Origin of the sequence: Pseudoalteromonas rubra, from assembly GCF_005887095.1 — a bacterium.
Lineage (GTDB): Bacteria > Pseudomonadota > Gammaproteobacteria > Enterobacterales > Alteromonadaceae > Pseudoalteromonas > Pseudoalteromonas rubra_E.
The window spans coordinates 121,026-139,765 of the sequence record NZ_PNCI01000010.1; the positions used below are offsets into that span (position 1 = coordinate 121,026).

General features: G+C 50.1%; 18 protein-coding genes. 3 read left to right on the plus strand and 15 right to left on the minus strand.

What is annotated here, in order from left to right; all coding sequences use genetic code 11:
• Window positions 1-25: 25 nt before the first annotated feature.
• The 14 genes from CWB99_RS05520 to CWB99_RS05585 all read right to left on the minus strand — a co-directional run bounded on the left by CWB99_RS05520 (window position 26) and on the right by CWB99_RS05585 (window position 14,223).
• Window positions 26-799, minus strand: a complete 774-nt coding sequence (locus tag CWB99_RS05520) for an SDR family NAD(P)-dependent oxidoreductase (protein WP_171045269.1) — start codon at window positions 797-799, stop codon at window positions 26-28.
• Complete coding sequence (locus CWB99_RS05525) at window positions 789-1,556, minus strand: thioesterase II family protein (RefSeq protein ID WP_138550965.1); 768 nt, start codon at window positions 1,554-1,556, stop codon at window positions 789-791. The genes CWB99_RS05520 and CWB99_RS05525 overlap by 11 nt, the downstream gene beginning before the upstream one ends.
• Window positions 1,553-2,263: a hypothetical protein gene (locus CWB99_RS05530; protein WP_138550966.1), complete on the minus strand. Its 711-nt coding sequence runs from the start codon at window positions 2,261-2,263 to the stop codon at window positions 1,553-1,555. Before CWB99_RS05530 ends, CWB99_RS05525 begins: the two co-directional genes overlap by 4 nt.
• Window positions 2,260-2,988, minus strand: coding sequence for an SDR family NAD(P)-dependent oxidoreductase (locus CWB99_RS05535; RefSeq protein WP_138550967.1), 729 nt, complete (start codon window positions 2,986-2,988; stop codon window positions 2,260-2,262). Before CWB99_RS05535 ends, CWB99_RS05530 begins: the two co-directional genes overlap by 4 nt.
• Before the next feature lies 1 nt (window position 2,989).
• Entirely contained in the window at window positions 2,990-3,436 is a 447-nt protein-coding gene (fabZ, locus tag CWB99_RS05540) for a 3-hydroxyacyl-ACP dehydratase FabZ (protein WP_138550968.1), read from the minus strand.
• Complete coding sequence (locus CWB99_RS05545) at window positions 3,433-4,539, minus strand: ABC transporter permease (RefSeq protein WP_138550969.1); 1,107 nt, start codon at window positions 4,537-4,539, stop codon at window positions 3,433-3,435. The genes fabZ and CWB99_RS05545 overlap by 4 nt, the downstream gene beginning before the upstream one ends.
• Window positions 4,536-5,300, minus strand: coding sequence for an ABC transporter ATP-binding protein (locus tag CWB99_RS05550; protein WP_054013675.1), 765 nt, complete (start codon window positions 5,298-5,300; stop codon window positions 4,536-4,538). Before CWB99_RS05550 ends, CWB99_RS05545 begins: the two co-directional genes overlap by 4 nt.
• Window positions 5,301-5,302: 2 nt before the next feature.
• Window positions 5,303-7,528, minus strand: a complete 2,226-nt coding sequence (locus CWB99_RS05555) for a beta-ketoacyl-[acyl-carrier-protein] synthase family protein (protein ID WP_138550970.1) — start codon at window positions 7,526-7,528, stop codon at window positions 5,303-5,305.
• Window positions 7,515-9,044 carry a hypothetical protein gene (locus tag CWB99_RS05560; RefSeq protein ID WP_138550971.1) on the minus strand — a complete coding sequence of 510 codons (1,530 nt, stop codon included), beginning with the start codon at window positions 9,042-9,044 and terminating at the stop codon, window positions 7,515-7,517. The genes CWB99_RS05555 and CWB99_RS05560 overlap by 14 nt, the downstream gene beginning before the upstream one ends.
• A gap of 2 nt (window positions 9,045-9,046) precedes the next feature.
• Window positions 9,047-9,589: a MaoC family dehydratase gene (locus CWB99_RS05565; protein ID WP_212748498.1), complete on the minus strand. Its 543-nt coding sequence runs from the start codon at window positions 9,587-9,589 to the stop codon at window positions 9,047-9,049.
• Window positions 9,549-9,821 carry a phosphopantetheine-binding protein gene (locus tag CWB99_RS05570; protein WP_054013672.1) on the minus strand — a complete coding sequence of 91 codons (273 nt, stop codon included), beginning with the start codon at window positions 9,819-9,821 and terminating at the stop codon, window positions 9,549-9,551. The genes CWB99_RS05565 and CWB99_RS05570 overlap by 41 nt, the downstream gene beginning before the upstream one ends.
• 19 nt (window positions 9,822-9,840) lie before the next feature.
• A complete protein-coding gene (locus CWB99_RS05575) occupies window positions 9,841-11,475 on the minus strand; it encodes an HAL/PAL/TAL family ammonia-lyase (RefSeq protein ID WP_138550972.1) in 1,635 nt (544 codons plus the stop codon).
• Window positions 11,476-11,706: 231 nt separating this feature from the next.
• Window positions 11,707-12,366 (minus strand): GIN domain-containing protein, encoded by a 660-nt coding sequence (locus CWB99_RS05580; protein ID WP_138550973.1) that lies wholly within the window; start codon window positions 12,364-12,366, stop codon window positions 11,707-11,709.
• 1,344 nt (window positions 12,367-13,710) lie between these two features.
• Window positions 13,711-14,223 carry a DUF2141 domain-containing protein gene (locus tag CWB99_RS05585; RefSeq protein WP_138550974.1) on the minus strand — a complete coding sequence of 171 codons (513 nt, stop codon included), beginning with the start codon at window positions 14,221-14,223 and terminating at the stop codon, window positions 13,711-13,713.
• Between the two features lie 468 nt (window positions 14,224-14,691).
• Here CWB99_RS05585 and CWB99_RS05590 point away from each other — a divergent pair, with 468 nt between their 5' ends.
• The 3 genes from CWB99_RS05590 (at window position 14,692) to CWB99_RS05600 (ending at window position 18,090) form a co-directional block, all read left to right on the plus strand.
• Window positions 14,692-15,108 carry a VOC family protein gene (locus tag CWB99_RS05590; RefSeq protein WP_138550975.1) on the plus strand — a complete coding sequence of 139 codons (417 nt, stop codon included), beginning with the start codon at window positions 14,692-14,694 and terminating at the stop codon, window positions 15,106-15,108.
• A gap of 81 nt (window positions 15,109-15,189) precedes the next feature.
• Entirely contained in the window at window positions 15,190-16,566 is a 1,377-nt protein-coding gene (locus tag CWB99_RS05595) for a winged helix-turn-helix domain-containing protein (RefSeq protein WP_138550976.1), read from the plus strand.
• 294 nt (window positions 16,567-16,860) lie between these two features.
• Entirely contained in the window at window positions 16,861-18,090 is a 1,230-nt protein-coding gene (locus tag CWB99_RS05600) for an MDR family MFS transporter (RefSeq protein WP_138550977.1), read from the plus strand.
• A 214-nt stretch (window positions 18,091-18,304) separates the two neighbouring features.
• Here CWB99_RS05600 and CWB99_RS05605 read toward each other — a convergent pair whose 3' ends face one another.
• Window positions 18,305-18,487 (minus strand): hypothetical protein, encoded by a 183-nt coding sequence (locus tag CWB99_RS05605; protein WP_138550978.1) that lies wholly within the window; start codon window positions 18,485-18,487, stop codon window positions 18,305-18,307.
• Window positions 18,488-18,740 lie beyond the last annotated feature (253 nt).

Here is an 18,740-nt window from a genome sequence, read left to right on the forward strand (position 1 = left end):
CCGGATAAAGCTTGGATAATGCCGCTCAGGCACGGCAGCTGAAGCCGCCGTCAACATACAAGGTACTGCCGGTGCTCCAGCGGTTTTGCTGTAACAAGTACAGCACTGCATCGCTGATATCCCCGGGTTGGCCAAAGCCGAGCGGGTGTTTGTTCTCGATTGCACTGATGGCCTCTGCGGCGACTTCGGCATAACCGTTATTGAGCGGAGTTTTAATCATCCCGGCGGCGATGCAATTGACCAGCACTTGATCTTTTGCCAGTTCCAGCGCGGCACTACGACACAGCGCTGCCATCGCCGCTTTACTCGCGGCGTAGCCAGACACGGCTGGCTCTGCCTGAGACTGGCTCACCGAAGACAGCAACACCACAGAAGTCGGGGCACCGGCTGCGCGTACTTTTTTACGAGTAAAAGCCTGTAGCAATGCCAGGGCACCGCCGGTATTGATGCGAAACATGCGCTCAAAGTCGGCGTAGCAGGTGGAACGCAATGGCGTCATCTGATGCACGCCGGCGCATTGCACCGCGCCCTGAAAAGGGCCATGGGCCGTGGCGTTGGCAATGATGTGCTCGGTCAGGCTATCTGGTTCGTTGAGGTCAACCTGCGCGACCTGGTGTTCGCCGGGTAAGGTGCCGCGGATCTGTTCCAGTAGTGCCAGGTTGCGCCCCAATAACAGCAGGCTGTAGCCGTTGTTGCTCAACCGCTGACAAATATCCTGGCCCAGCTCTGAGCTGGCACCACAGACAACAACCCGGGCAGAGTTGACTGCCTGATTGTCGTTACCTTGCTTAAACTCCATGATTAACTCCTTGCAAAGTGTCTTGATTAAGGCGCTGGCTCGTCTGTGCAATGACCGCGGAAACATCGTGGTCGATTTGCGCACATACCTCGGCGCTGTGCTCTTCAAGGTAAAAGTGCCGCCCCGGATATTGGTGGCTGCACAGGGAAAAGTGAGAAAAGTCCTGCCAGGGGGGCAGCTCTGTCGTGTTCACGATTTCATCATCAGTGGCGCTAAAGACACTGAGGGCACAAGCGAGCGGACTGGGCTTGCGCAGTGGTGCACATTCGGCGAGATAAAAGTCGTCGCGTACCTGCGCCAGCAGACGTTGCCTGACTTCAGGGTGCGTGAGTCTCTGGGCTGGGAACTGTTGCAAACGCTGCAGCTGCTCGGCCAGCGGCTCATCCGCCAGTGTGTGGACCTGGGTTCGGCTGGGCAGTGAGGGTGCCCGGCAGGCGGACACGCCCAGCCACAGTGGCAAAGGTTGGCCCGACTTTTGAAGTGCCAGAGCCAGTTCAAAAGCGACTCTGGCCCCCAGACTGTGTCCGAAAAAAGCAAACGGAGTCTGGCATTGGCCTAGTTCACTCAGTAGCTGCGCTGTCAGTTCTGACCAGTCACGACAGCTTGCCGTCGCCAGTTTGTCGCCGCGACCGGGCAAGTCGGGACAAACCACGCGCCAGTGAGCGGGCAACAACTGCGACCAGGTCCGAAAATAGCGCCCCGATCCACCAGCATGGTGAAAGCAAAACAAGGTGATCGGTTTCACAGCATGGGTCATAGCTTAATATCCATCGCCGGACGCAACGCCAGGGTCTGGCCGTTTTGCCAGCCCGGATCACTGGCCTGACGCCAGATCTCGGCCAGCACTTGCTCGCGCAGCATGACCGCAGGTTTAGCACCGTATACCGAATTGCGCATGGCTCGCTTTAGTGCCTTGCGCTCGGTGTCATCACTGGCACACAGCGGCAATGCCAGGCTATTTACCCGTACCGGATAGCCACACCACTCTTTGGCCAGGCTTTTTTGTAATGCATCTATGCCATAGCATGTAATGCTGTCGTGGCCGTGCTGGTAACCTTGATCCTGAACATAAGCATAAGCGTCCGACAGTAACGGATAACACAGGCTGCCTTCAAATTCGCGTAACACACCACAGCAATACTTGGCGGTCAGAAACGCCGCTTCGATGTGCGCCTGGCTGACCGTTGCATCGACTGTTGCGGCGCTATCCGCAATGCCGCCGATGGCATGCAGTACAACCAGGCCAGTGTCTTTGCTTTGTGCGCTGAGCTGTTGAAACAGCATCGCGTCTGGTTCATCGGCTTGTGCCAGCGCTTCTATTGTCAGCGTTGCAAAAGCCGGAAAGCGCGCGACTATCTCTGCTGTCGGCGCGAGCAATAGGGGTGACTTGCCCTGAGCTTGCAAATAGTCGAGCAGTGCCCGGTCCCAGTCGCTGTGGGCAAACGCGTAGATGACTCTGCTCATAGTAAAAACCCTCCGTCCAGTTTGATCACCTGGCCGTTGCAATATCCAGCTCGCGGTGTGGCAAGAAACAGCACCCAATCGGCCACTTCTGATACTTGTCCGACCCGCCCGAGCGAGGTATGTGCAAGTACAGGCCTGGCCTTGTTTTGTGGCATGACATCGGCCATCTCAGTGGCAATCAGTGCAGGTGCCAGCGCATTGCAATAAATGCCTGATTCTCCATAACGTCGCGCCAACATGCGGGTCATGCCAATCACGGCCCCTTTGGAGGCCGCATAGTTTGCCTGGCCTTCACGTCCTGACACGCCGCTGAGCGATACCAGGTTAACAATCCGTCCCTGACCTGCGCGCTGCATATGAGGCAGCACGGCCTGGCACAGAGTAAATGCGCCGACAAAATTCACCCGCATCACGGCGTTAAAATCGTCCCGGCTCATGGTTTGCAACAAGTTATCCCGGGTTATCCCGGCATTATTGACCAGTACATCAATACGCTGATGCTGGGCAATAATCCTGGCAACCGTTGCTTCGACGAACTCAGGGTCGTCCACTGAACCGCTGAATTGGACATAGTTTGGCTGCGCCAATTCCTCAGCCACATCTTTACTGCGGCACAGCCCGAAGACCCTGGCACCCTGCGCCAGAAAAGCCTGCGCCAGTGCCAGCCCGATCCCGCGGGACGTGCCTGTGATCAGGACCACCTTATCTTGCAATTGCAGGTCCATATCAGGCCTCCGACGACACAGGCTGACTGAAATGGATAGATACCTTGGCCCGGGCGACTTCCTCGTCGCCGACATAAGCGATGGCCTGAAAGAGCGCCATGTCTTCCAGGCGAGTCAATAATTGCGACTTAATCACCAGAATATCGCCAGGCACGACGGGACGCAGAAACTTGGCTTTGTCGATGCTCGACAACATGCCCGCGCTGTACTCGCTAAAACACAGGCCACTGATCTGTGCCATTGTCTCGATGATCAGCACCCCGGGAAAGATGGGCTGGTCGGGAAAGTGGCCCTGCAAGCTTGGTTCGTTGTGGCTAATAAACTTGTGCCCTTCGATATATTCACCGGACTCAAGACGCACAATGCGGTCGGCAAATTTGAATGGCGCCCTGTGTGGCAAGCGTTCACTCAAAGTGCTTAGGTTATCTGTAAGCTCAGTGTTGCTCATCCGTTGTCTCCCCAGTCAAAACTCAGATAGATAGCGATAAACAACACCACTGAGGTGCCTGCCAGTATCGTAAGTTGTGGTGCAACCTGCTGTAATCCAGCGGCTTCGTTGGCTACCAGACGGAAGGCATCCAGAAAAGCGGTGGACGGTAGCCACTGCACGAAGGCTTCAAAAACGTCCGGGAAATAACTGGTTTGGAAATAAATACCAGACAAGAACATCAGCGGGAAATACAGCATATTGGCGATGCCGGTAGAGACTTCGACTCGGGTGCTACGGGCGCCGATCAAGACTCCTAACAGGCACAGGCAGGCAGATCCACAAAACAGCACAACGGCGATATTGGCCCAGTTGCCGGGCGGCTTAAAGTCGAACATAAAGTAGAAAATGGCCAGCAATAATAATAGCTGGAAGCTCAGTAAAAACAGTCGAGCCAGCACCACGCCCATAATGTAATCCGATTTCTTAAAGGGTGATAACTTGAGGCGTTTAAAAAAGCCCTGCTGGCGATCTGAGACCAGGCCATTGGAGATGGAGAACAGCGCCAAACCAAGGATCTGTAGCACGATTATCCCGGGGATCAACCAGTCGACATAGCGATAGCCGACGATGCTGAGCTGCTGGCTACTCAGGGGATTGCCCGATAAGCCGCTTTTCAGCTGCATCAGGTAGTTGATTGCCTTATCGTTAAATTGATCAGAGTCCCCTGTGGTATAGATTTGTCCCTGATTTAAAATCAACAAGGAGTCATACTGAGCCAGCAGGTTTTGCAATGGACCTGAAGGTTGGATCTCCTGTTGCGCATCGGCCAAAGAGGCCAGAAGCTGTTCGGTTTGCTCCTGACTAAGCGTGATCAGGTTGACCTGCAGGTCGTCTCGCATCAACTCACGCCAGCTCTTATCTGGTGCCTCATTGTAGGTCACTGCAACATTGATTTCCTGCAACTGGGCGCTGCCGGAAAAGGCTTTGACCATTAACAGTGCAATCAACACCGGCAATGCAAAGGTCCATAGCATGGCCGCCGGCTCGCGAAAAAAGGGTCTGACATTGAGGAGCATTAATTGCCAGAATGGGTAAAGCTTAGGGCTGATTGTGTGGCTCATGCCATGCCTCCCGAAAGGTCAAATCCGGTTAATTTTAAAAACACGTCGTTCAGGGTCGCCTTGCGCGGCTCTTTGATGACCGGCTCGGCAAAAGTGCGATGGATAATGTCCTGAGGTGAACCCGACTCGATAATGGTGCCCTTGTCGATGATCGCCAGGGTATCGCACAAAAACTCCACTTCATCCATATAATGAGAAGTCAGTATCAGGGTGACACCATCGGCTTTGAGTTTGTTGAGGATCTCCCAGAATTCCTGGCGGCTGGTGGGATCCAGTCCGGTGGTGGGCTCATCGAGAAAGATGATCTCAGGTTTGCCGACCACTGCCATCGCCAAAAAGACCCGCTGACGTTGTCCACCACTGAGCTCGCACAGCCAGTTGTTGCGCTGTGGCGTAAGATTAAACTGCTCCAGCACCTCGTCGATGGCCTGATAGTCCGGGTAAAAGCTGGCGAACAATCTAACCGCTTCCACTACCTTAAGGCGCGCATACATCTCATTTTCCTGCAGCACACCGGCAATGCGACGGCGAAGTTTTTTCTCGTTGCCCTGCCAAGGCATGCCAAATAATTCTATGCTCCCGGCTGAGGGCTTTTTCAGGCCCTGTAACATTTCCAGTGTGGTGGATTTGCCTGCCCCGTTGGGCCCGATAAAACCAAAACACTGGCCGCGTTCAACCTCAAAGGACACGCCCGCAACAGCCGTTTTTTGTGTTCTGTCATAGACCTTTTTCAGATCTTTGACGGCAATAACCTGTTCCATCCTTAACTCCTTGGTGCCGATGCGACACTATGTAACACACAGCCATGCATTATCTGCTCGGCATTAACAGACACCACCAGCACACGGCACAATGGTGCTTCGCTTGTCTGACTGGACATCTCATCAAGCCCCTGGATCAGGGCCTTTAAACCTTGACTTGCAATGCACAAATGGTTGTCGACCAACGGGGTGACGCTTTGTGCTTGCGGGCATAATTCGCTGAGCAGGTGCTGAACATGCTGTAGCTCATGTTGGCGAGTTGCTGCAACGACCACATGGTCCACTTCCTCTAAGCTGACCATTTCGGGCAGTTGCTTCCCTTGTGCTGTGGACACGGTAAAGCACTCCACCACTTCGGCCAGCGGTTGGGCGTTTGCCGTGAGCCCGGATTCATTGACCATGACCAGTGCCGCGGCATTCGCTTGTTGGGTGTCTGCTGCCTCCACCGCCTGGGCTTGCCAGATCTGTTTACTGCTGTTGCTGCTGTCTTCGCCTGCCACCACCAGTGCCCGCTCAACTCGGTCGGCGCGCAGGTCGTAAAAGGCCTGCCACAAGGCTTGTAAACCCTCGTTACCACAGTCGCTGAAGTTTGCCGCTGTACCCCGGATCGTGTGGGCAATCGCCAGACTCCCCAAAGAGGCATTCAGCACGGTATCGGTAAACAGGGTACTCTTGATGTTGTTGGCGCCCAGCTTTGCCAGATCATCGTAGTTGCGCTCTTGTACTTCACTGCAACCCAGTGCCGTGGCGAAATAGCCGCCGCAGCGAGTCGGGTCGTTAGTTTCACGCTCTAATCCACTGGCCGCCAGTGCAAACTCGGCAGCGCCAATGGCATACTGGGACAAGCAGCTCATCCGGCGTCGGTACAGTGTGGGGAAATGCGCCTTGAGACTAAAACCGGCCTCGTCAAGCCCGGAGCTTGTGGCTGTTTTATCAGCAGCTGTGCGGATCTGACTATCGATTCGGGTATGCGCCGCGATAAAAACGCGCTGGTGTGATGCGGGTGCCTTTGGTGCATGTGCAACGCCTCCACTGGCCAGCACTAAGCTGGTGTTATGACCGCCAAATGCCGAATTGGTACTGGCAAACCAGTCAACCTGGCGCTCTGCCAGGCGCTCTCGGATCAGGGCATATCCCTGACAATCTTCACGCACGTCGTTGACGCCCAGGGTCGCTGGCAGGCAACCGTGACGTTGTGCGGCCAGTACAGAGATAAGCTCCAGTGCACCAGCGGCGCCCAGGGCATGGCCGAAATAGGATTTGGAACTCGACACCTGGGCTGTCATCGGCTGTTCACCACTGAGGGCTCTGCGGATCCCCTGTAGCTCGGCACCGTCATTAGCCGGTGTCCCGGTGCCGTGGCTATTCACATAGTCTATCTGTGTGCCCGACACGCCCGCATCCGCCAGCGCCATACTGAGTGACCGAGATACGCCCCGACCTTCTGGTTCTGGTGCTGTGGCATGATAGGCATCCAGGCTGGAACCGCTGCCACGTAGCTGAGCAAGTATGTTTGCTGCGCGCTGCTGTGCAGCTTCTGCCGTTTCCATCACCACAAACCCCGCGCCTTCTCCCAGGCTCAATCCGGTATCCACGCCATAGGGCGAACAGACGCCGGCAGAGACTGAGCGCAGTGAATGAAAACCGGCATACACCAGTCTGGCCAACGAGTCGCTGCCTCCCGCGAGCACTATGTCGGCCTTGTTATCGCGCAGTAACTCGCGACCAAAGCTGATGGCGCTGCTACTGGCGGTACACGCAGAGGTAAAACAAAACAGTGGACCGTTTAGGTTGAAATGATTGTGCACATTGGCGGCCTGCCGGTAAGCGGGGTATTGTTTGATTTTTTCGTTGTCTTGCTGCGTCATCCCTTCAAGCAAAATGTCGGTACCGGAATTGGCATTACCAAAACACAGCGCAACGCGTTTATCGGCCAGTTGTTCGAGGCTTAAACCGGCATCTGCCAACGCTTGTTCCACCGCAGAAATGGCAAACAGGGTAGCAAAGTCGAACTGGTCTGAGCGTGCTTTATGGTTGGTCCTAAACTCGTTGAGCAGGGCAGCATGATGGCTTTCCAGCTGCAACTGAGCAAAATCAGCCTGGGCCCTGACGCCTGAATGTCCGGCAGCCATGCTGGCAAACAAGGTTTGGTTGTTGCCAATGGCAGATTCCAGGCCATAGCCGGTGATCACCGCCATGGCGTTGTCATTATGGTTATTGCTTTGCATGAGTTACTTCCAATAGTGAGCTAAGGGTCGTTTTTCCCATTTGATTGAGCGGAAAAGACGGTAGCAGGGCGATATTAGGCACAGGGTAATCGCGAAAGGCGTCCCTGAGTGCCTGCTCGCACGGGTGCTGCTGGCTTTGGGTTTCGACAAAAGCCAGCAGCTGTCCGCCGCGTTTGTCATTGTCATCTTCGACAAAAAACAGTTTTAATGGCGCCGTACCAAAAAACACCTGTAAGCGTTGTTTTGCCTCTTCCAGTGACAAACGTTTTCCTTTGTATTTAAAGACTTTGTCTTTGCGTCCGAGGTGACGTATGCGACCATCGCTGAGTAAGGCAATTTTATCCATCATGACGAACTCTGGGTGGTCGCTCAGCAGATAGGGTGAGCGCAATATGGCCGTACCCTCGTCATCCAGCCGCAGCCGGACTTCGGAAAATAAAGTGAAGGTAGCGATACTATCCTGGGCGATAGCTCGAAAACCGATCCCACCAGTTTCGGTACTGCCAAGGACTTCAATCCCACCTAATTGGGGGATTGTTTTCTGTAACGTGGCAAATTCAGCTTCGCGCCGTGCGCCGAAAGGTGCACCCGAGCTGATCACCGCGCTGCCCGGAGTCAGTTTTTCATGGGTCAGTAAATCCCAGACACTGGGGACCAGGATATTCAACATGCTGATCTCGCCACAGGGCGTGGCATCGACATATTGGGCGCCCTGATAGAAAACTGGCTTGTTTAATCGTATCGGTATCAACCAGGTCCAGATAAACCCATACATATGTTGCGGACTGATCAGCGCATTGATAAGCGCATAGCCAGAGAGATCCAGGCTCTGACAAATCCCTTCAGCTTCGGACCACATACTGTGTAATGATTTAAAAAACAAACTTGGCTTTCCGGTACTGCCCGAGGTGAGAAAGCCCACCCTGGCGCTACCTAGCCGGTGCATCAGACTGGCATCTAACCCTGTGCAGTGTGGGGTGGCCGGCTCACCGTTATCGATCCCGGCAGACAATTGCTGCCAGCTCAGTCCGTCATTACCGCCAAGCACGGGTGTGCGGCCACTGAGCAGCAAACTGAAGACCGTTAGCATCAGCGCAATGGCATTTTGCTGTGCAACCTGCACTTCCTCTGTTTTACTCTGACGAGCCAACTCAGGACTGAAACTGAGCACCCGATTGAGTAGCTCAACCAGCTCGGCTTCGTCATAATGGCTGCCATCGCTTGCCATAAAACGGTGCAAGTGCTGCTGCGCTACCTGTGTCTGTCCCAGTTGTGAGATGATCAGAGTGGCCAGATCGGCAACGCAATTACGTAATGTATGGCGCTGCGGATAAAGCTTGATGCAGTAGTGGCGCTCGCAATCCGCGATAAGCTGCAACATATCAATAGAGTCTAGAAACAAAGGGGCACCAAGCAGATCGGCCTGATTATCCAGCTCTGCCAGTTCGCTTACTTCTATTTCCAATGAGTGCTGCATCAGCACGCGGATCTGCGCGACAACTTGCTGATGTCTCATATCTAGGGCTCCTGTGCAGTTTCCGTGTTATCCAAGCTGCGTAAACGCTCGGCAAGCCGTTTTTTGCTCGCCGCTTTGGGCGGTAAAACCACAGCCTTACCATCGCTGACCAATTCACCTCGCTGGTTGTGCCAGCTGAGTGTTAGTTCAACCTGGCGAGTGTCTGCGAATTTGGCACTGACTTCGGCTTTGGCAAAAATGGTGTCGCCGATATAAATGGGCGCGTGAAACCCTATCTCCATAGACAGCACCATAGAGCCAACTCCGGGCAATTTCATGCCAATAACCGGTGCTATCATGGCGGGCGCTATACCGGCATGAGCTATGCGTCCCTGTAAGCCGAAAGAGTGTGCAAACACCTCATCAACATGCACCGGATTGAAGTCTCCTGTGATGCCAGCGAAGTTATACACATCCGTTTCGGCAATGGTCTTGCTGTGCCCTGCCTGCTCACCTATGGTCAGCTCTCTGAAGGTTTTACCTAGCGTGTACACAATGGCGACCTCAGGCTCTGGCTTCTTCGCTGACAAATTGTGCCAGGGCATTGATTGATGCCATTTTTTCCTTGATCACTTCATTGCCGTAGTTACTAAACTTCATGCCATACTTTTTCTCGATTGAGACCACGAGCTCAAGCACTTCAATACTGTCCAGTTCCAGGCCGTCGCTTACCAGTCCCTGTTCGTCGTCCAGTTCGTCGATGGAATCCACCACCTCCAGGTTATCTACGATGATGTCCTGTTTGATAAAAGTTCTGATCTGGTCGAAATCAGCCATGTGAAAACTCCTTATTTTATTAGTTATGTAATTGATATTCCGGGAACAGCTTCTTAACCATAGTGTCGATGTCACGGTCCATCGGGCGGTCCTGGATCACTGGGGTGAAGTAGTCGCGTAGTTGCTCAAAGAAGCGCATGGATTCGGTATTGAGCTTGTCTGCACTACCATCTTTATCGAGTACGTAAAAGGCCTGGCGGATTGCCATAGCGTGGATGGCTATCACAGGTTTCACCAAAGAGAGAATGTGTTTTAAGTCGCGGGCTGCAATGGTGCCCATGCTGACGATATCCTGGTTAAGTGCCTCGGTGGTGCGAGAGAATACGCTCATTGGGGAAGCATTCTTCAGCGCTTCAGCAGTCAGTGCCGAGGCGGTGATTTGCACAGCCTTAAAGCCATGGTTGATCCAGGACTCATCCCCTAAGTCGTCAATGGCGACCAGGTTGTTTGGGATCCCGCCGTTCAATCTGTCATCGACTAAAATACCCAGCTCGCGCTCCAAAAGGGCTGCGAGGTTCGCCAGTTGTGGTTTTAGTGCGTCGCAGACTGCCGCAACATGCCCACCGTAAAAGTGTCCGGCGTTGAGGATCAGATCTTTTTGGTTGTCGAACAACGGATTGTCATTTACAGAGTTAATCTCCGTGGTGATCACCCGTTTGGCCCAGTCAAGCGTATCCAGCAGTGGCCCTATGACCTGAGGCGAACAACGAATGGAGTAGCTGTCCTGTAATCTGAATTGCTCTTTTTTTCCTGCTCCAAATTCATCGTCACTGCGCAGGCGGCGCCCCAGACGCTGCTCCGGGTTTGATAAGCGTTCGTAGATCATCGCAGCGCATTTGATCTGGCCCGGATGTGGCTTGAGGTTGTGTACCTGAGGGTGAAAAGGTGAAGCACGACCGTCAATCAGCTCAACGAACAGCGCTACTTGTTTGCAACTTAGTTCGATAGCACGTTCAATTTCCAAAAATGACATAACGGCGATACCACACATCACCGATGTACCATTCATGATGGCCAACCCCTCTTTGGGCTTAAGGCGATATGGGGTGATGTCTAATTCAGCAAATACTTCACTGGTAGGGCGGATCTCTCCACGGTAGTAGACATGGCGTTTGCCAGCCAGTGCCGCACCTATGTATGACAAAGGTGTTAGATCGCCACTCGCACCTACCGACCCCATAGCTGGGATGGCTGGGAAAATACGGTGATTTAACAAGCATTCCATTTGTTTCAGCAGCTCCCAGCTTACGCCGGAAAAGCCCTTGGCATTGCAGTTGAGGCGGATCAGCAAGGTTGCAGCGCAGATTTGTTCAGGCAGGTAATCCCCGACACCACATCCATGGTAGGCGATTAAATTCTCTTGTAGACTGGCGGCAAGTTCTGGCGATATACGGTTGCTGGCAGAGTTGCCAAATCCAGTTGTAACACCATATATATCTTCACGATTTTCTATTTTATCATCAAGATAGTCACGATTTTCTCTGATGACTTTCTCTAATGCAGTATTCAGAGATATATCCACATTAGGGTTAGTTACAAAAGAACCTACATCATCGATAAGTAATTCATAATCTCCCCCGATTTCAAGAGTTAGGTGGTCTGAATTTCTGCTCGTTGATTTTGATACCAAGTCTTTGTCAAATATGTTTTCCATAGTTTATACGCCAATATAATTATTAAGATTACCCATGTGGCCTGCCTTGTCTGACAAATCCGTTTTCAGGTTTTATGCACGCCGAAATAAACTCTCCTTTTAAAAAAAGAGAGGTTTTTAACTAAAGGGATGTTTTAAGACGCTTCCTTTTCTTTTACCAATTACTTAAAATACGATAATTCAAAGTTTTATTTAAAAGCGCCCACTCATGTGGACGCTAAAAAAAGCGACTTATTGACAAAGGTCAGTGCGGATTGAGCTTGCAAAGCTCTGACTGACATTGTATTGAGTCGTTGCGCCAAGGTGCAGGCTAGTGCCGAAAGACATGTAACCAGAAACCAAAGTGGCATGACACAGTTCGGCATGGCTGCCGAATTCCAGGCTGAGGTCAACGCTGTCAACGACAAAGTTGCCGTCTCTGGCTGTGAAGTTACCACCCTGAAGCAAAGCCAGGTTCAAACGCTCAGTTTGACCTGCAAGGCTAATGTCGGTGCCAACCGTACCTGTCACTGAAACTTGAGACGAGTTCACTGCGCAGGATGCAACATCCAGCTTTACGCCAACATAGTTTTCAAAGTTTGAGATAGGTTGATTGGTGTAGATGGCAAGTGCTAAGCGATTGTCTTTGTTCCACCATTCACGCTCGCTATAAGCTTCGTTGCTGACACTGAGTTCACCGTTTTGAGATGTCAGTTCAAGCACATCAAGGACATGACTTTGTGCTGTCGCTACTACCTTTGGCTCGTTACCACAGTAAACGGTTGCTTCGATGCCTTTTTTCAGGTTGAGTTGATCGAACGCCGCTACATTGAATGACTCTTCAGCAGAATGTGCTAAAGAAGCACCCAGTACGCCTGTCGCTAATATCAGGCCATTTATTGCCGTTTTCATTTAAAACTCCATCTATGAGTAATAAAAAATTAAATCCGTTTATTTGACTTAAACAATAAATTATTACTATCTGAACAACAGATACAGCGTAATATACAACATACAGTAAAACCAAATAAATATATAAATATCCAATTTATTGCATGCAAAAAACAACACAACATTCCAAGGAATTAAATAACGCGTTGTGTCGGCAAATATATTACCCATAAAAAATACAGGGTCAAGCCGTTGCTTAACAAAGCTTTAACTAAGTGGAAGCAAAGAATTATCGAATGATAACGATAAAAAATTAAAAAACAATTACAAAAAACGGTATTTTGATTAGCCCGCAACATTAGTCAAAAAACTAATATTGGATAAACAGCAACAATGCTATTTAAAGTAGAGTAAATGCTTTATTTTTTATACAGAGAGTATAAAGAGGTGAACTTGTGTGCAATTTTGCGACAAATGTCGGGGACTTGTGTAAAAAACGTCCCTAAAATGGATTGTTCCAAATTGGGCAATTCCTTGGCACACAGGTGTTAGAATTTTCCGGCGGTTGCCAGAGTCATTTCTATCGCTGCACTATACACAATAAAAAAATGGGCCGAAAAAAGAGAAAAAAATTTCGCAGGTCTATGAATGAAGTTATTCAGTCAGCATAAAAAAGCCGTGATGGAGAGAACTCCCACCCCGGTTGGGGGGGATCGTAAGCGGTATGGTCAGGACCTGACAGATGGTTCAGATTCAAAATATCTCTAAATGTAATCCATTGTTTACTAAAAATGGCAATGTATCGATACTGAAATTGCCGGCAAAAGTCCAAGGAGTGCAAACATAGCAGGTAGCACAGCTGTTTTTTGTAATGTGTATTCATTGTGAGGTGGTCGGTAAATGGGTAATTAATTATTTTGGGGAAATCAAATTGGCTAAGTTGACTTTTATATTCATCAGAGCCTCGTTTCTTACCAATATAGGCACTGATGAGTTCCGGAAAACCCCGCTTAAGTCGCATTAATTTCCACTCAATGCTTGCTACAACACACAAAAACTCAGGATTCATTTTGGAAAAGTTGAATATATATCAACGACAGTCTGTAGGGGGTTAGATTGTCAGCCGGGAGCGGATCTCGATAAAGGTGTTTTGCTGTTTGCCAGGGGTTGGCAGACTGACGGGCACATTGTATTTTCCAACAACATGATCTCGGCACGCCAGAGTCGTGTTTGCTGAAATCTTACATTATTAAGTTTTGCAGACGGTGAAGCCCAGACTGACAGTGTCTAGCCGGGCGAGTGTGGCAGGTAACGGCTCTGTGCAAAAACCTATTGAATGCACCAGAGCACACAGTGCAATTGCTATTACAGGCCGCTTATCTTATTCAGATGAGTAGCCAGCGTCAGATGCACCTCACTGCCTGGTGTCTGAACGGTGATCAGCGCGTCTTCAAAATCACCTTTACTGAAAGTGTCATAAATATTATTCGACAGAGCGTAAGGCTCGCTGGGCATACCTAAAAAAGGAAATACCATGCGATTCAGTCCCCCATCTTTATCTTCGTCATGGACTACATTAATTGCGTAGCGACCCGAGGGGATCCCTTCGAAGGTGACGGTTGTAACTGGCATACTAGGTGTAACCACCTGACTGCGGAAGTATCTGCTGTCATTGTCATTGATGTTATCGTCGGAATGAAAGCTTTCACTATTATCGTGTAAGGTTACGATCAGCTGCCCTTGCTCGCTGGCGACATTGTCTATCACAACGGTCAAGCTGGTCGGCGTGGCATCGGCTGAATTAATGCTTTGAGAGCTGGTCGACTGGCATCCGGACAACACCAAAGTGAGTGCAGCTGCTAAATAAAGTTGTTTCATAGCAAATCCTGACTGTAGTTTTTATAAAGATTACCTAAATGTGTTTTCAAAAATATTAACACTGGTTAACACTAAATGCAGTTGTTATTTTTTTAGGGACGGTAAGGGGGGATGATAAGGTCCATGTTTTTGCTCATCGTTTGGACTTCACGAGGATACTTTTACAGGTCGTGAGTTCGCTATAACACGGCAGGAGTAACTCTGCTGGTGTGTGTTGCCGAGTTACCAGGGGTCTACCTGAACCTCTATCCAGGCATCGGGCCTACCCTCTATTGGGTGAGCACGATAGTAAATGAGAAATAAATTCAAAAAGTGCTTTACCGCAACTTAACTTGAGGTTTTATCTTGGCTGCACATCATTAGAAGGAGCCAGATTATGCCAATATCCACACTCACCCCTACATCATTTACAGCGCAGTTATTGCGTGTTTTCAATGCCACCATGAGCAGTAAATAGGGAGACGTTTTATGTACCTTGAACATGTAAATTTAGTTGTCGATGACATCGAACAGGCCTTGCACTTTTATCAGGCAGCTTTTCCACATTGGCGCGTACGCAGTGAGGGACAGGGAAGCTGGCACGGCAAACCCAGAAACTGGCTACATTTTGGCGATGATTACCATTATATTGCCTTCAGCGATCATGGTGAGGGTGTAAACCGGGAATTAACGGGCCACTCAGTGGGGCTGGCACATTTTGCTTATGTGGTGCAATCCATAGATGCGGTTATTGCTCGATTGAACCAGGCTGGATACCCCGTTGACAAAGACGGCGCACAGCACCCCCATCGTAAGAACGTTTATTTTATTGACCCTGCCGGGTTTGAGGTGGAATTTGTTGAATATCTGAGTGATTTGCCCGTTGAACGAAATAGCGATGCATAGAAGAGGTAATCGGTACGAGACTTCACAAAAAGTTTACTTTATTATCTATTTCCAGAAAGGGTTCTATCAGAGGCTGCCGGGATGGCGACAGTCAACATTATTGCGAAACCAGATTGGGTTATAAATCATCAGCATCAGCAGTTGTATAGTGGTCAGCGAGTCATCTCGCTAGACGATAAACAGTATGCACTGCTGATACTATTGATGGACAATGCCAACATGGATGTGACTAAAGAACAGATCTTTACCACTTTATGGCCGGGCAGAGTGGTCAGTGAAGATGCTATCTATGTCACCGTCACGGGCCTGCGCAAATTACTGGGCGATAATGTTAAACAGCCCAGCTATATCAAAACCATTTCGGGTGTTGGTTATCGCTGGATAGGTCCGAAAATAGGCGCCGATAAGCCTGTTTTTTCAGGGTATCTGATGCTCTCGGCTACAATACTTTTGCTGGGAACCGTTTTTCTGGGAAGTCAGCTTAGCGTGTTCTCTGCGCCTGCACCTATGTCACCTGAGCAATCCGAAACCTTTCAAAAGGCACGCTACTTATTGAATCATCAGCCCGAGTCCGTTGGGCAGAGTATTACACTGTTGCAGCAATTAACCCTTACCCGCTCAGATTTGATTGAGCCTCAGGTTTGGCTGGCTGATGCGTATTTACGTCAGTTGCTGGAAGACCCGCAGAGCAATGCACATCATCGTAACCGTGCCCATGCACTGTTAAAATCCGTATTGGCGAAAACACCTGAGCACCTAAAAGCCAATTTATTGATGGCACGACTCTACCTGTTGATTGATTTTGAGCCACAAGCTGCCCGGCGCTATTTCAAAGCGGCCTTAGGGCATGCCGAGGGACATCACTGGCTAGGTCAGTTTTTACTGGCGACAGGGGATTTTCAGGGCGCGCTTGCACATATTGAGCAATACAGGTTACTGGAGCCGAATGGTTATTCCAGTGAGAGTGTCGCCTGGGTCTATACTATGAGTCAGCGTCATGAAGCTGCATTGGAGGCTTTACTTAAATTAAAGCCCTACAGCGACACCAGTCGTTTTTATCACACCTGTTTGCGCACTGTGTACGAACAGCTGGGCGAATACGATAAGGCATTTGCCCAGATGCTGTGGGTGATGCAGGATGCAGGCTATAGCTCAGCTCTGATGGCGCAGGTTGAGTCTGCATATGCCCGCGATGGCTTACCTGGTGTTTATCGCTGGCTGTTACACGAGGATCCATTACGCGCAGAGATTGGTCATTATACGCCGCCTATGTCACTGGCGCGTTATGCGGTCATGGCGGGTGAACCTGATTTGGCGGTAGAGTATCTTGAGCAGGCGTTAGAGCGGCGTCAGCAAGCTGTGCTGTGGGCGGCGGTGGATCCCGTTTTTACGCCTTTACATCAGTACCCACCTTATCAAACATTTGTTAGCCGCATAGGTATTCTTACGCTTGAATAAAGAATAAGCGACCAGGATAACCGTTCGATATGGTTCCACCCCTTAGTTACTCACCGTAATTAGCGCATTGTCTGTAAGGCGATTGCTTATTCAGAACGACTCCCAACCAGTGCGGCTTTGATGGCCGCATTTTTTGTGTATGGCTGCGGTGCTGTGTGAATTTATTATTATTTGCACAATGTTGCGCGATGATATGATCAAGTCAGGTGTACAAAAGACAAGGTTAAGCTTGACCTAAACTTAACTTGAGGAATTAGTCTGGCCACCACAAAAAGAACGATAATAGGGAAAAGTATGGATATAAGTAGTTTATCAACTCAGCTATCGCGATTCACGCCACTGGTCTGGGTGATGCTGATCGGCAATTTCTTTGTGCGGGCCAGTTATTATATGGTGTGGCCGTTTCTGGCAGTGATGTTGTATGAAAGTTATGGCCTGAGTGCCACTGAGGTCGGGCTGTTGTTAACGGGTTCAGCCACACTGGCCGTGTTTTTGGGGTTTTATACTGGTAATCTGGCAGACCGATTTGGCCGCACTAAAATGCTCTATGTGGCGGTGCTGGTAGGGGTGGGGTCTTTTACCCTGCTAGCCATGGCTAATGCGTTGTGGCTGTTTGCCGTCGCGGTGTTTCTGGCTTGTATGCCACGTACATTATGGGAAGCGCCGAGCAAAGCTTTGCTAACTGAGGAGCTGGCTAACCCCAAAGATCGTGAGCTGGCGCTTCACTTACTGTACTTTTTGGTCAATGTGGGGGCTGCGCTGGGTCCGCTTTATGGCCTTTGGGCAGGCCTCAATGGTGAGCAATTCAGTTTTATTTATACTGCGGTGTCTTATCTGGGCTTGCTGGTGGCTTTGGTGTACTTCCGACCTAAGGGTGGCAGTACCGCGCAGACTACTCAGTCTGCGCCTAAGTTCTCTCAATGGCTGAAAATACTCAATAAAGACAGTACCTTTTTGGTGGTATTAGTGGCAACGACGCTGGTGTACTTTGTTTATGCGCAGTGTGATACCAGTCTGGTGCAATATCTAACCCGCGCTGAAGTGCCTGAGCTTGCCTGGTTGATCTCGGCGGTGATCATCACCAACTCTACCGTGATCATTGTCTGCCAGTTTCCGCTTTTGCACCTGATGCGCAACTGGCGCATAGAGCACAGGCTGTATCTGGGCGGCGCTATTCTGGTGGTCTCGCAAGTGATGATGGCCCTGAATGATGTACACAATATCTGGGGGTGGATAACGGCGATGATTGTGCTGAGTCTGAGCGAAGCGATTATGTTCAGCAATATCAATGTGTATGTTGACCGACTGGCGCCTGATAACCTGAAGGCCAGCTATTTTGGCGCGGCAGGTTTGTGCTCACTAGGGTATGCGTTTGCGCCCATTCTAGGCGGTCTGGTGCTGGATTTATCGAGCGGAGTGATGTTATTTGTGCTGACAACGCTCACTTCCTTCGCGGCCCAGGCGTTATATAAAGTGGCTGAACTTAAATTAAAAGCAACGCCTCGCACAGTGTCTGAAGTATGAGGAGCTGAGCGGTTTACAGGTGTGGCCGCTTTTGTTTGTAGAAGCATGGGGACAAGCAAAGACTTAGCGTCATGCTTGATTCAGTCACTATGGAAGCTGCAAAGATATGGGCAATGGTCTCAGGAAAAAGAACACGGCTCCGAACTGATTTTTTAGAGAGTTCGGAGACCGTTTATGGTGCGTTACTGAAAAAGGTGACTGTTATAAAAAGTGATTAAACTTCAGTACTGCAACCACCGCCAGTACAACCAAAGCCACCACCACTTCCACAGTATTTTTGTTCGTGTGTAATTTCGATGTGCTTACCACCTGCCACATTGGGCGTCTGCATTATTGGCAGAGTGTTAGAGTTTCCGGATAGGACCTTGATATGGTTTTTATTCAGTTTTAATTTCATTGTTTTAATTCCTTTAAATTTAAAATAGCACGCCATTGAATGAGGGCGTTTTTCAAACATCAAACATCAAACATCAAACATCAAACATCAAACATCAATGATTTCCCCTTTAACATATTACCAAATAATACATCTTGTCAACAAACAGTTAACGTTTGATTGTTCTACAGTTGGTATGGTCATCCCGTACGTTATGGTTACTTTGGAGACCGAACAAACCAGCAAAGCATGTATAGCAATAACTTCATATTAC

Excerpts from the sequence above, each read along its gene's own strand:
- CWB99_RS05575 (WP_138550972.1), bottom strand. The coding sequence starts at position 11,475 with ATGGAAAACATATTTGACAAAGACTTGGTATCAAAATCAACGAGCAGA.
- CWB99_RS05605 (WP_138550978.1), bottom strand. The coding sequence starts at position 18,487 with ATGAAATTAAAACTGAATAAAAACCATATCAAGGTCCTATCCGGAAAC.
- CWB99_RS05550 (WP_054013675.1), bottom strand. The coding sequence starts at position 5,300 with ATGGAACAGGTTATTGCCGTCAAAGATCTGAAAAAGGTCTATGACAGA.
- CWB99_RS05565 (WP_212748498.1), bottom strand. The coding sequence starts at position 9,589 with ATGCCCTGGCACAATTTGTCAGCGAAGAAGCCAGAGCCTGAGGTCGCC.
- CWB99_RS05525 (WP_138550965.1), bottom strand. The coding sequence starts at position 1,556 with ATGACCCATGCTGTGAAACCGATCACCTTGTTTTGCTTTCACCATGCT.
- CWB99_RS05560 (WP_138550971.1), bottom strand. The coding sequence starts at position 9,044 with ATGAGACATCAGCAAGTTGTCGCGCAGATCCGCGTGCTGATGCAGCAC.
- CWB99_RS05520 (WP_171045269.1), bottom strand. The coding sequence starts at position 799 with ATGGAGTTTAAGCAAGGTAACGACAATCAGGCAGTCAACTCTGCCCGG.
- CWB99_RS05590 (WP_138550975.1), top strand. The coding sequence starts at position 14,692 with ATGTACCTTGAACATGTAAATTTAGTTGTCGATGACATCGAACAGGCC.
- CWB99_RS05580 (WP_138550973.1), bottom strand. The coding sequence starts at position 12,366 with ATGAAAACGGCAATAAATGGCCTGATATTAGCGACAGGCGTACTGGGT.
- CWB99_RS05555 (WP_138550970.1), bottom strand. The coding sequence starts at position 7,528 with ATGCAAAGCAATAACCATAATGACAACGCCATGGCGGTGATCACCGGC.
- CWB99_RS05570 (WP_054013672.1), bottom strand. The coding sequence starts at position 9,821 with ATGGCTGATTTCGACCAGATCAGAACTTTTATCAAACAGGACATCATC.
- CWB99_RS05585 (WP_138550974.1), bottom strand. The coding sequence starts at position 14,223 with ATGAAACAACTTTATTTAGCAGCTGCACTCACTTTGGTGTTGTCCGGA.
- CWB99_RS05545 (WP_138550969.1), bottom strand. The coding sequence starts at position 4,539 with ATGAGCCACACAATCAGCCCTAAGCTTTACCCATTCTGGCAATTAATG.
- fabZ (WP_138550968.1), bottom strand. The coding sequence starts at position 3,436 with ATGAGCAACACTGAGCTTACAGATAACCTAAGCACTTTGAGTGAACGC.
- CWB99_RS05535 (WP_138550967.1), bottom strand. The coding sequence starts at position 2,988 with ATGGACCTGCAATTGCAAGATAAGGTGGTCCTGATCACAGGCACGTCC.
- CWB99_RS05530 (WP_138550966.1), bottom strand. The coding sequence starts at position 2,263 with ATGAGCAGAGTCATCTACGCGTTTGCCCACAGCGACTGGGACCGGGCA.
- CWB99_RS05595 (WP_138550976.1), top strand. The coding sequence starts at position 15,190 with ATGGCGACAGTCAACATTATTGCGAAACCAGATTGGGTTATAAATCAT.
- CWB99_RS05600 (WP_138550977.1), top strand. The coding sequence starts at position 16,861 with ATGGATATAAGTAGTTTATCAACTCAGCTATCGCGATTCACGCCACTG.